The 11,415-nt window shown below is 37.0% G+C and carries 9 protein-coding genes; 3 read left to right on the top strand and 6 right to left on the bottom strand.

Features of this window, described 5'->3' with window-relative positions; translation table 11 throughout:
- From TY21_RS06015 to TY21_RS05990, 6 genes are all read right to left on the bottom strand, one after another.
- Entirely contained in the window at positions 1-1,386 is a 1,386-nt protein-coding gene (locus tag TY21_RS06015) for an F-box protein (RefSeq protein ID WP_158623032.1), read from the bottom strand.
- A gap of 650 nt (positions 1,387-2,036) precedes the next feature.
- Positions 2,037-3,422 (bottom strand): F-box protein, encoded by a 1,386-nt coding sequence (locus TY21_RS06010; protein WP_130589583.1) that lies wholly within the window; start codon positions 3,420-3,422, stop codon positions 2,037-2,039.
- Positions 3,423-3,570: 148 nt separating this feature from the next.
- Positions 3,571-4,098: a hypothetical protein gene (locus tag TY21_RS06005; RefSeq protein WP_042237961.1), complete on the bottom strand. Its 528-nt coding sequence runs from the start codon at positions 4,096-4,098 to the stop codon at positions 3,571-3,573.
- Between the two features lie 79 nt (positions 4,099-4,177).
- Positions 4,178-5,626, bottom strand: coding sequence for an inorganic phosphate transporter (locus TY21_RS06000; RefSeq protein WP_232044339.1), 1,449 nt, complete (start codon positions 5,624-5,626; stop codon positions 4,178-4,180).
- Positions 5,627-5,636: 10 nt separating this feature from the next.
- Positions 5,637-6,314, bottom strand: a complete 678-nt coding sequence (locus TY21_RS05995) for a TIGR00153 family protein (protein ID WP_039383612.1) — start codon at positions 6,312-6,314, stop codon at positions 5,637-5,639.
- Positions 6,315-7,091: 777 nt separating this feature from the next.
- Positions 7,092-8,186, bottom strand: coding sequence for an IS4 family transposase (locus TY21_RS05990; RefSeq protein ID WP_130589580.1), 1,095 nt, complete (start codon positions 8,184-8,186; stop codon positions 7,092-7,094).
- Positions 8,187-8,728: 542 nt separating this feature from the next.
- Here TY21_RS05990 and TY21_RS05985 point away from each other — a divergent pair.
- The 3 genes from TY21_RS05985 to TY21_RS05975 are packed head-to-tail and all read left to right on the top strand — an operon-like array spanning position 8,729 to position 11,415.
- Complete coding sequence (locus TY21_RS05985; protein WP_042240510.1) at positions 8,729-9,496, top strand: tetratricopeptide repeat protein; 768 nt, start codon at positions 8,729-8,731, stop codon at positions 9,494-9,496.
- Positions 9,497-9,511: 15 nt separating this feature from the next.
- Positions 9,512-10,201, top strand: a complete 690-nt coding sequence (locus tag TY21_RS05980; RefSeq protein ID WP_042240506.1) for a hypothetical protein — start codon at positions 9,512-9,514, stop codon at positions 10,199-10,201.
- A gap of 14 nt (positions 10,202-10,215) precedes the next feature.
- Positions 10,216-11,415: a hypothetical protein gene (locus TY21_RS05975; RefSeq protein ID WP_042240503.1), complete on the top strand. Its 1,200-nt coding sequence runs from the start codon at positions 10,216-10,218 to the stop codon at positions 11,413-11,415.

Genomic DNA, 11,415 nt, shown 5'->3' with positions numbered 1-11,415 from the left:
CTAAACATAGGGAGGAGCCACTAAAATAGGCTCCTTTCCTTGCAAATGAGCAAAGTCCCATAGATGCAGCCATCCATGTTCATCACAAAAGACTAGTTTGCGGCAATCGTAGCTAGCATGGATAGTATTAGAATTTAACCATGGATATGTGTTAGGCAGGAAGGGCAATATTATTCCACCACATTTTATAGCTGGAGTATGTTGATAAAGTTCAAAACTCTTGAATTCAGGATGAAAAGTAGAGGCGAGGAAATGGTTTTCATCTAAAGTAAGAAAGCGCACAGGATCTAAGCCGCCTATGTTTGATGACTTTAAAAAATTTCCATCATCAACATTATAAATTAAAACAAAACCTATACTTAGTCCTACTGCTAAGCGCTTGCCATCATAACTAGAGGTTGTTAGAATTGACTTCTTATCCCAACATTTTTCCACAGGTCGTGGTGCCAAGGTAAACTCTATTTTCTTTTTTCCATTAGAAGCATCCCATATATGGCATCTTCTTTGTAAATCATCTTCGTATAAAATAATGACTCGCGCTTCATCAAACTGACAGAGTTCTTGATTAAGAGGGGACTTGAAGTTACCTTCCAACGCCATAAGGCTGCTGGAGAAAGAGCTCTCTAGATTATTAATAAAATAAAGGCTGCCATCTAGACAGTGGATTAAGGCTTGATTATCTCGGCAGAGAATAAAATTGATTGGTGCGGAGGTAGTCTTGTAGCAGCTTAATCCTGTGCGGATATCCACAATTTTAAATTGCCTTTGATGAGGATTAACTAAAAATAAATGGTTTTGAGCCCAGTAAGCATTTTCAAAGTTTCCAAGGTAACATAGAGAAGTTGTAGGAAAAGCCTCATTAACTTTCCAACGATAGAGCTGCCCTTCCTGTGTCACTTGAATAATATGGCCTTCTTGATAATGAATCAGACGAGAACTTTCCTCTTTCACATTATCATACACTAGCTGACAACTTTTTTCGCCCAAGTGATAGATTTGCGCTGTACCTGCTGTAGCTTTTATAAAAGCAAATTGTTTTTCTCTTTTAAGCGCAAGAATTTTTCCTGAGAAATTAGGTAATTTGTAGATAGTTTGTTTACATTTGTTTTTCGAATATTCGCCTTTCGTTAGCCTCATCGTTTGCGACATCTGCACTCTTTTCTTACAGATTTTTCGCCAGTTTTTTCCTGGAGAAGAAGAGCGGCTAAGGTTTTTCCAGCGTCGTTGGCAAATAGGCCGCCATAAAGAAGGATCGTGCGCCATTCGTTGCCAATGTTTGTTAACAAGGGCTGCAATAGGTAACTCTTTTTCATCTAGAAGGCTAAGAATTTTTAATTGTACTTCTTCAGGTATTCTTATATGAGGAATTAGGGAAAGGGAGGTCATGCTATTTACCATAAATTTAAATTTATATTATTTATTATAAAATCTTAATAATTTATGTATTAAAATTCAATGTTATGTTTTAAATATTAATTGAGTTATGCCCCATCTATTGCCTTTCTGAAGAAAAAGCATGTATGGTAAAAGGTCACGGGGTAGGCCCCCCTTTAGATGTGATTCTGCGGGTATCTGCAAAGCCAAAAATGCTTGCAAATAGCTGCTTTTTCTATTTGCTGTAATTCCTGATTTACATTACCTTTTGATTATTAGGGCCTTAAGCAGTTATACTCCCCGTGACCGCTTGCCATTTATAGCCTATGGCCGATTGTATCTGAAATAAGCTTTGCCACAAATTACTTTGTAAGCTGTAGCTAATTAATTAATTAATCGATCTTTATAGTAGCAAGCCTCTCCAAGGGGTAAAAAATAAAAATAACTTTTAGCTCTTTAATTTATTTACCCATTGAGCCCTCTTCTTTTACTAGGCTTGAAGAATCCAGGCATTTTATAGATGATCACATTCAAGCCACTTCTCAACCCACCGAGGAGTTTAGCTAAGAAGTAATACAAAGAAAATATTCCTCTTATCATTCTTATGAGCGGTTGCAATCTATTTTAATTAGCCAAACGCTTCAGACAGATAAATAGTTTTTCTAAGCATGGGGAGGAGCGACTAAAATAGGCTCCTTTCCTTGCAAATGAGCAAAATCCCACAGATGTAGCCATCCATGTTCATCACAAAAGATTAGTTTGCGGCCATCGTAGCTAGCATGAATATGATGAGAATCTACCACTGGATATTCCCTAGGCGTCCAAGGCCATAAGGCTCCACAGTATTTTGTATCAGGAGTATGTTGACAAAGGTTAAATTTCTTAAATTCAGGATGGAAACGAGAGGCTAGAAAATAGCTTTCGTCTAAAATAAGAAAACGCACAGGCGCTACGCCGCCTATGTTTGATTCAGTTAAAAAAGCTCCATCATTCACATTATAAGTTAAAACAAAACCTATACTTAGCCCTACTGCTAAGCGCTTGCCATCATAACTAGAGGTTGTCAGAATTGACTTCCTGTGCAAACATTTTTCCACAGGTCGTGGTTCCAAGGTAAATTCTACCTTTTTTTTTCCATTAGAAGCATCCCATACATGGCATCTTCTTTGTAAATCATTTTCGCATAAAATAATGACTCGCGCTTCATCAAACTGACAGAGTTCTTGATTAAGAGGGGACTTAAAGTTGCCTTCCAATGCCATAAGGCTGCTGGAGAAAGAGCTCTCTAGATTATTAATAAAATAAAGGCTGCCATCTAGACAGTGGATTAAGGCTTGATTATCTCGGCAGAGAATAAAATTGATTGGTGCCAAGGTAGTCTTGTAGCAGCTTAATCCTGTGCGGACATCCACAATTTTAAATTGCCTTTGATGAGGATTAACTAAAAATAAATGGTTTTGAGCCCAGTAAGCATTTTCAAAGTTTCCAAGGTAACATAGAGAAGTTTGGGGAAAACCCTCATTAACTTCCCAACGGTAGAGGTATCCTTCCTGTGTCACTTGAACAATATGGCCTTCTTGATAATAAATTAGACGAGAGTTTTTATCTTCCAAGTTATCATACACTAACTGACAACTTTTTTCGCCCAAGTGATAGATTTGCGCTGTACCTGCTGTAGCTTTTATAAAAGCAAATTGTTTTTCTCTTTTAAGCGCAAGAATTTTTCCTGAGAAATTAGGTAATTTGTAGATAGTTTGTTTACATTTGTTTTTCGAATATTCGCCTTTCGTTAGCCTCATCGTTTGCGACATCTGCACTCTTTTCTTACAGATTTTTCGCCAGTTTTTTCCTGGAGAAGAAGAGCGGCTAAGGTTTTTCCAGCGTCGTTGGCAAATAGGCCGCCATAAAGAAGGATCGTGCGCCATTCGTTGCCAATGTTTGTTAACAAGGGCTGCAATAGGTAACTCTTTTTCATCTAGAAGGCTAAGAATTTTTAATTGTACTTCTTCAGGTATTCTTATATGAGGAATTAGAGAAAGTGAATGCATATCTTTTTTCTATAAATTCCTTACGGATTATTTTTTGCAATCTCTTTTTCCTATACTTTTTTATCCAACAGCAAGGTAGCTTCATAAGTTAAGAGGGCGCAAATTGGACCGAGTATCAGGCATAAATGTTATAAAGTTTTTTTATTCTTTAGCGTGCTTTAACTTCTCTAGGCACTTCACGATGATGTCCCTCATAATAATAAGCAGAGAAAAATATAGGGAGATAGCCAATCACTTTTTCCTCTTTTTCTCCATCAATTTTAACTACTGCTTGATAGTGACGCATATTCCAATTTTGTTTAATAAAATCCTGTAGGGACGGCCATTGATGTTCTTTCATAAACTTAACAACAGTTACTTGTCCAGGATAGAGGGTAGGTAGGAGAATACTTTCGGTATGAAAAGTACGACTTTGCAATAAGTCTTCTAGCGGCTCGATCAAGACAAAGCGGATGTAGACTTTTCCTGGAGCACTTGGCAAATTTCCAACGTTCTTTATTTCAGCTTGTAGAGTAACTGTAGAGCCAGGATGGATTTTCATTGTTTTGATATCACTCGGATTAGTTGAAGCTGCATGTAGATGAGCTTGAAGAATAGCCTTAGGGCGAGGGGCCTCTGCATACATGCCCGATTGGATAAAGAGTGAGTATAAGATAAACAGAAGAATTTTATTCATTTTAAAATTATCCTAAAAGAACGGTTAAAAATTAAATAAGGCTTTAATTTCCTGCCATGGGTAGGCAAGTTGCAGCAGTTTAAATGATAGTAATAAGATACATTATAGCATTAAAAAAGCCTACAGCTATTAAAGCACCTGTAGGTACAGTCACTAGCCAAGAAATCATGATATCGCGTGTCATACTTAAGTCTAGAGCTTCTAGACCTCGTGCTAATCCTACGCCTACTACAGAACCCACTAGCGTATGCGTAGTAGAAACAGGTAACCCTAATCTTGAAGCAAGTACCACGGTAGTAGCTGCACCAAATTCTGCTGCAAAACCGCGGGTAGGAGTCAATTCGGTGATTTTTTTACCAATTGTTTCAATGACACGCCAGCCCCAGGTCGCTAATCCTACTACGATTCCTACTCCACCCAAAGCTAAGGCCCATACAGGTGTAGTGCTAGTCGTAATAACTGTGTTGTTGATGAGAACTTGGATGCCTTGGGAAAGAGGTCCAATCGCGTTGGCTACATCATTCGCACCATGCGCAAATGCCATTAAGCATGCACTCATGATTTGAAGATAACCAAAAATTTTTTCGACGGTAGCGTATTCAGATTTATGTACTTCCCCATCGCTGGATTTCTTGATTGTGGTCGATACATTATCGACCTCATTTAGCAAGATAGATAAGTGGTAGTGCATTTCATTTCCTGAGACGGTTTCTCGGGCTCTTAGTAAATGTTTTCTAGCTTTATCTAAAGACAGGGTAGTCTCAGCATTACACACAGGCTGCTGACAGCGTGTAGGTGCGGAGATATTGCGTAACAGTAGATAACTTATGAAAGAGCCGATCGTTCCTAGAAAAGCTGAGAAAATAAGAGCTTCTAAGAAGGTAAATTCTAAGTTTAAATTTTGCAAGCCTTTAAAAACCAGGATGAGCCCCATCACCGTGACTGTTAAGAAAACGATCATAGGAGTAATCTTTTGGGCGGATCTGATAGGGTTAGGGGTATAGAAAATCTTCTTTCTTAGGATATTAAAAATAAAGTAAGAAATGATGCCACCCAGAATAGGGGAAATCACCCAGCTAGTGATGATAAATAATACATTTTCCCATTGTATTGCTTCTAACCCTCCTACAACGATGCCAAACCCTACAATTGCTCCTACAATGCAGTGAGTGGTAGAAACAGGCCATCCAAAATAGGAGGCAATTTGTAACCATATGCCTGCGGCTAGCAAGGAAGCTAGCATTCCATAAACTAAGATGCGTGGCTCATAAGCAAATAGAGCAGAGTCAATAATGCCTGTTTGAATAGTGTCAGATACATGGGACCCAAAGAAAAAAGCCCCTGAAAATTCTAGAAGAGCTGCGATAACTACAGCGGTTTTTAAGGAAAGTGCGCCAGAACCTACAGAGGTTCCCATTGCATTTGCTACATCATTAGCTCCAATGCTCCATGCCATATAAAAGCCTGCTAGCAAAAGAAAGATGAGTAAAAGCATGTTTTCAGGTATCAATAGAATGTCGGGTATCATTCAATCTCCGTTATTGCAGTTCTAAGGTGAGTCTTACGCGGTTAGCCAGCTTCTCAGATATATCGGAAAGAGCGCCAGTGGTTCCAAAAATCTTTTGCCATAAATAAAAGGTACTATGCGTCATTTCGTTTTCAGACTGATACAAATTTTTCAAAAGTTTACGTTGAAGAATATCTACTTCGTGTTCTTTAAAAGCTACCTTTTCTACCATACTTCGAACTTTTTCCGCTTCCACTCCACCAAAGGAGGTTTCGATGAGTTCGTGTAGTTCGTTAATAATTCGTCTGGCTTCTTCAAAAGATTCCATATTCTTCACAAGAAATAAATTAAATTCATTTTCGAAGCTGGGCAATATTTCTAAAGGTTTCAAATTTGAAAGAACCCCTAGGTCTTGAGCTTTGTCCGCAATATCATCTTGTAAAGATAAGATATCCAGCAAATGCTGTCTTTCAATAGGTAGGTAAATATTTTTAGGTAAATGATTGCGAATATGATTTTTAGCTAGATCGGCATGATGCTCTTGCTCAGAAATTTTCTCGGCAATCTTTTCAACGGCAGCGTAATCTTTATTTTTCATGGCCTCGAATAAACTGGGTAGCATTTGTACGCAGCTATTGACGATCTCCATATGAGACTGTAATGGAGCAAAAGGAGAGCGACCAAAAATGCCTAAAATTGTTTTTAGCATAATTTTAACCTAAAATAATGAATCTAGATAAACGATACAATAAAAGGGAATTTTGAATAAAGAAAGGAATATTTTAATAAGAGGCTTACCTTATCGCAGGTTAGCTTGGCAACATCCTTGCAAGACGATAAGCCGGGTAAATAAGCAGTGTGGATTGGTGCTGGTTCGCCTATGCCTTAACTTTAAAGGCATGTTTTGAAAATAGTTAAAAGAGTGATTGGCTGGTAGATCATTATCGGCTTTAAAATGGAACGGGTCATCTATTCAATCCTTTTATTTTTATAAAAAAATTCGATAAAAACTTGAGACTCTATTACTAAAAAGCTTAAAAAATCAAAGGTAAGCTTCCTTTATCCAGGTCTTTTACCATGCTGGCTGTTCTATTGGCGCAGCACCTACAGAAGAGCCTAGCTTTACAAGCTAGATATTTAAGGTTTTATCGGTTCCTGGAAGATTTAAATGCTAAAATCCTAGGGAGCCTCTTTATGAATTTTATTATCTTGAAGGGATTTTAATACCCCTAATGGGTTTAAGCAATATTACTTTATCTGGTATGTTTTTCTTTACGAAAACATCGCAATCCTTCAGCAAAACAAACTTCTTCAAACTTTTAAATAGTTTAAAAATCCCGCTTACTCTGCCGCATTTTAAAATCTATTTTTCTTCGTAGCCCTATTATATCAAACCTTCTTGCTTAATCCTCTAGCATTCCTAGCATTAAAGGTTTGTGGCTTTATTGAACATTTTCCCCTCTGTACAGGACAAAAAATAATTTTTTCATAAAAAAACCCTCTTAGGTATACTTGAGGATAACAAGGGGTCAAAAAGCTTTAGCAACCAAAGAAAAAGGTTAAAACACCTAGGTGTTCCCAATAAGATTTTCCTTATTTTATCCAACCCATAGCGAAACAAACTTTTAGCTTTTCTACCATGCTTCTTAATGCTAATAGGGACTACATTTGCAGCTATATTACCTAGTTTATACGCCCAACAAAAAGCAATACTTAAGGCAAAGATAAGTTTCTCAATTCTGTCAGTATATGTTAAATGCGTATCTTCCAAGCAAAAGCCTCGCGTTTTTAGACAAGCAAATAAGGTCTCTATTTCCCATCTAGTTTTGTAGATGCTTATAGCTTTTTTTGGATTTTTATTAGTGACCACGAGTAAAAGCTCATCTTTTAGACGGCTTGCAGCTACATAAAAGGAATGGCCGAGCATCTGTAAAGGTTGAGCTAACACTTTTTTTTTACCCTCTTTTAGATGACGAAATACGTCTCTAAGAGAAACTGCATAGCCATTTCTTGCTCCTTCCACTAGAGTGTCTTCCCTAATACGCATATAAAAAGGAATCTCACTTTTTATCAGATAATCAAACCATTGACTCCCTATAAATTCTCTGTCTCCAATAAGACCTGCAATTTTTGATGGGCCTAATTGCCTAATAACTTTTTCTAAAACTTCTATGCGTTCATTAGTAGAGGAATTACCAGCTTTATTCATCACAAACCAGGCCAACGGAATAGCTGTTCCTTCATAGGCCATCGCTAAGGTTAAAATATTAATGTTTTTGCTACCTACCTGCCAATTTGTTCTATCTATAATCAGCCATACTTTCCTTTTAATAGGAAATATTTGTAAAATGATTTTAAAAGCATCCAACATGTCAAATTTTAGTTCTCGGAAAAAGCGCTGTAGCCTTTTATAGTGGGAGTCTAGTTTTGCTTTTCCTTGAAAAGCTGTGGCTAGTTGAGTAAGATTAACGCTTCTAACCCTAAAAAGAGCTAGAACAATTTGGCAAAAGCATGTAAGTCTTGCTCGGTTCCAATCTAAAGTTTGACTTAAAACTTCTCTTAGCTCGTCTATTTCTTTCATCTGTTTTCTCCTCGTAAAAGATAACAGTATAAATTTTTAGACGGGCTTTTTCAATTTTTGTCCTGTACAGAGCATTTTCCCTCTAATTTTTTCTTGGGATTAAGTTTTTTGGGTGAATAGCTTAAGCATTAAAGGCCTCTTTTTAAGTAAAGAGGTGGCCTATTAAAGCTAAAGAGATAAGGGGTTAAAAAAGATTACAAAAGTTAAGGGTTCATTGTTAACAAGCTAGCCATGAAAAAAAGGGGAGGGGGAGAGAAAGCTCCTTCTTGAAGCCAGGCAGGGTTAAATGTTATTGGCAAGCTCTTGTCAGTTATAATTGTTTAAATTTTTAGAAAAATTTTACATTTATCTATAAGTTCTTTATCTTATCTTCTTTTTTTCTTAAAAACCATCCTGAATAGAGGAGATATAAAATGATGTGTTAATTTTAATATAATAAACAACTTAATAAATAATATATAGTTTTATTTGAAATTAATTGAATTAATTATAAATATATAGGTATACTTATTTTAAGAGGGTAATTTACTAAGGATTCTTTTATGCAGCAGGAAAAAATAAAAGCTTTTGAAGCCAAGATAAAGCCTGTAATTGAAGAATATGTGAATAACCAAGATTTTTATTTGTTAGCCAGCCCATTAAAAACAGAGCATCAATATAGGTTAGCTTTTAAAGAGCAAATAGCCAAAGAGCTAAATTTAGCTTCGCTGCTCCAAAAATATATGAAAGGAATTAATTTGCTCAAAATCGAGCTATTAGAAAAAAATGATACCTACTTAATGCTAAAAGTTCTGAACGAAGTAGAACAAGCTTTTAAAAAAATTCAAGAAATTCAAAAAAATTATTCCACTTCAGAGGATAATGAGGCCCTGGCACAAAATAGTCCCATTGATGCTGATCAGCCTTTATGGACAGCGCTATATGGCCTTTCAAGTGAGACTTTACTCTTAATTTATGAGCTTGCCATCAAAAATTTTAACAATCATGCATGCGAAGATGCTAAAAATCTCTTACAACTCTTATTAACATTTTCTCCTACAGTTTCCTCCTACTGGAATGCCATGGGATATTGCTATCAAAATGAGGGAGAGTACGCTAAAGCCCTTAATTATTATCTAATGGCTGAAGAAATAGATCCTAACTTTTTAGAGACACAGTTTTATTTGGCTCGTTGTTATCAATCTATGCATCAACAAGGCTTGGCTTTGGAGTCACTAGAAAAGCTATGGAGCTTTATTCAGGCCTCACCAGAAGTAAAAGAAGAGTGGGAAAGCCATGTTAGGAAACTGGCTAATGAAATAGAAGCTTAACATCATGAGGGTTATATGAGTGCTATACTTCCTAGAGATTTCTCTTCGACACCTGGTATGGATTCTGTGCAGAAAACACAAGGAGTCAAAAAGGATTTTATAGAACTAAGCACAGAAAATCCAGGAAAAGGTTTGCCTAAGCTAACGACTGTGGCTAAACAAATGAAAGAGAGCAAAGCTCTGCATGCGCTTGCAACTATTGGTCGAGTAACGGCAGGCACTGTAGGGATTGTAGCGTTAATTCCCCTTGTACCCGTGGCAATGGGCTTACACTTTTTTATAGCGGCTGCTTTGGCCCCTGCAGGAGATGTGGTAAACAATGCCATTAAGAAATCTACAGGTTATGAAATTGAGAAGGGAAGCATAGGCCTAGCGGATGCTTTTTTAGGCTTGTATTTTACCACCTTTGAATTAATAGGAAACTGGATGATAGGCGAAAAGAAAAGCCATCCAGGCGTTCAGGTAGCAGAAAATTCTTCCGTACCTGTAGAGCAAGCAATTACTCCAGGAAGTGTTGTAATCACACCTAAAACTTCCTCTTCTTTTAAGTCCTCCATGCAAGCAGAGGAAGAAGAGCCAGAACTCGAGCATCATCCAATACCTGCAGTTACCTTCTTTAAAGCGGACAATGAGGAAAAAAGAGAAGCAGCTCTTGGATTAACTGAAAGGGAAGAAAATAGCTTGAAGGCAAAAAAACATCATTAAATGGGGATTTCATAATGATAATAAAATATATAGATAAAGAAAAAAGTTATACCCAATATGATAATCAATCGTTTGACTCTTTGGAATATACAGTTACAAGGCCTGACGGCAAAAAATATTCCCTTGAGTCTGGCGAGCAGACAAAATTTACCTCTTTCCATAGAATTTTGATAGGTCTTAAATCCCTAGCATTGACCTTTTTTTCTTTAGGCTTAGGGATGATTTATAGTCAAATTAGGGAAGGATGGAAAGAATTCTTTACCGGTAAACGTTCGATAGCGGTTTATAAAAGCGATGACCTACAACCTCAGAGCCAGGCGCATATGACTTCAGAGAAAGCGGATACTCTTTTCTATAAGTTTTCACAAGAGGGAAAATCAAACCTGGATAAAGAGATAGGTAAGCCAGATGCTAATCCTTTGGGAGAAACTCTTGCAAGTGAGATTAAGACAAATCCCAAAGAAAAAGTGAACGAGCCAAAAGCTCAGCATAAAGCTTCCCTTGCTGCTAGCGATAGAGCAGAAGAAGATCTATATTATTCAGACGATGAAGATATCTATTACGAGATCGACCTAGAAAGTAACGAGAACGAGATAGATTACGATGAATTAGACCAAAAAGAAGAAGATAGGGATTTAAAAAGATTACCTATATCAAGCAACGATCCCTCCTCAAAACCGAAAAGAAGTATAAAAGACCGATGCCTTGAACGTTTGAAAGGTGATTTAGCTGCCATAAATAAAGAATATGGAACAGCCATAGATGATGGTGATTGTTTTTTTGATGCTTTTGCTCAAGCACTCAATAAGAAATTAAATGGAAACCTTACCCTTACGGATTTGCGAAGAAAAGTAAGCGAATATGTTAATACTCTTCCCTCTCAGGATAACTGGATAAAAAATAGTTTAGAGGAAGAATATGGAAATATAGATAGCTATGAAAGTTATGTAAAAGGTGTTAAGTATAATAGCAGTGAGGCAGAGAAGCATGGAGGATATCCTATCTGGGGTAAGTCGGAAATAGAGGGGGTAATCCTTTGCCATCTCTACCAGGTCAATTTAAAAGTATATGAAGTAGGTGATGGAGGAGATGGAGTGGATGGGCTCTGGGTAGCAGAATTAGAATATCCCTTAAGTACCCCTTATGACACTACAGTGGAATTAGCTTTGTATCCAGGCCATTTTCTACCAGTGTATGATAAAAAATCACCTTAA

The sequence above is a fragment of the Neochlamydia sp. S13 genome (genome assembly GCF_000648235.2).
Classification (GTDB): domain Bacteria; phylum Chlamydiota; class Chlamydiia; order Chlamydiales; family Parachlamydiaceae; genus Neochlamydia.
The sequence above is the reverse complement of the archived record's forward strand: the minus strand, read 5'-3'. Positions and strand labels throughout refer to the sequence as shown.

Excerpts from the sequence above, each read along its gene's own strand:
- TY21_RS06005 (WP_042237961.1), bottom strand. The coding sequence starts at position 4,098 with ATGAATAAAATTCTTCTGTTTATCTTATACTCACTCTTTATCCAATCG.
- TY21_RS06000 (WP_232044339.1), bottom strand. The coding sequence starts at position 5,626 with ATGATACCCGACATTCTATTGATACCTGAAAACATGCTTTTACTCATC.
- TY21_RS05985 (WP_042240510.1), top strand. The coding sequence starts at position 8,729 with ATGCAGCAGGAAAAAATAAAAGCTTTTGAAGCCAAGATAAAGCCTGTA.
- TY21_RS05975 (WP_042240503.1), top strand. The coding sequence starts at position 10,216 with ATGATAATAAAATATATAGATAAAGAAAAAAGTTATACCCAATATGAT.
- TY21_RS05980 (WP_042240506.1), top strand. The coding sequence starts at position 9,512 with ATGAGTGCTATACTTCCTAGAGATTTCTCTTCGACACCTGGTATGGAT.
- TY21_RS06010 (WP_130589583.1), bottom strand. The coding sequence starts at position 3,422 with ATGCATTCACTTTCTCTAATTCCTCATATAAGAATACCTGAAGAAGTA.
- TY21_RS06015 (WP_158623032.1), bottom strand. The coding sequence starts at position 1,386 with ATGACCTCCCTTTCCCTAATTCCTCATATAAGAATACCTGAAGAAGTA.
- TY21_RS05990 (WP_130589580.1), bottom strand. The coding sequence starts at position 8,186 with ATGAAAGAAATAGACGAGCTAAGAGAAGTTTTAAGTCAAACTTTAGAT.
- TY21_RS05995 (WP_039383612.1), bottom strand. The coding sequence starts at position 6,314 with ATGCTAAAAACAATTTTAGGCATTTTTGGTCGCTCTCCTTTTGCTCCA.